General features: G+C 54.8%; 1 pseudogene. It reads left to right on the top strand.

The features are described from left to right. Window positions 1-306: 306 nt before the first annotated feature. Window positions 307-582: pseudogene (locus tag B2R17_RS25045) on the top strand (DNA helicase UvrB); the annotation flags it as partial.

The following is a 582-nucleotide window of genomic DNA, read 5'->3' as shown; positions in this document are numbered from 1 at the left end:
GCCCACTTCTGCAGCATGTGCGGACCGAAGTACTGCTCGATGAAGATCACCGAGGACATCCGCCAAATGGCCAAAGAAAAGAAACTGGTCGAACTCCCAACGACCTGATCAGCCCTGCGAACCGCTCGCAGAAACGACCCAAAGCCTCGGAATTGCATCGCAGTTCCGAGGCTTTTTTCTTGGACAGAGCCCCCCTCATGATCGTCCATTCCCTGATACCCACCTGACTCATGCCACCACTCGGACTACCAGCCGTAGCCATCCGATGGTCCAATCGGAAAAACACCACTCCTATGAAGTCACGACATGTTCCACGTGCCAACAAACGAGACCTGGGATCCGGAAGCGATTGCGGAACGACTACGCGAGCAAAACCTAGAAGCAATCGTGCTTGCAGACTCGGTACGGATCACGCTCCCAACCACCCCGCCGAGCAACCTCTTCGAACGGCTTCTGAATTTCGTCGCACGGACGGGGCCGCACTACATGGTGCTTTCGTTCGACCGCCGACAATTCATTTCCAACATTGCCGCCGAATACAACCCACTCAAAATCTCAACGGATACGAAGGTCTTCACTCTG

Source organism: Rhodopirellula sp. UBA1907 (genome assembly GCF_002337565.1).
GTDB classification, from domain to species: domain Bacteria; phylum Planctomycetota; class Planctomycetia; order Pirellulales; family Pirellulaceae; genus Rhodopirellula; species Rhodopirellula europaea.
Note: the sequence above shows the minus strand (reverse complement) of the source record. Positions and strands in the feature narration are given on the sequence as shown.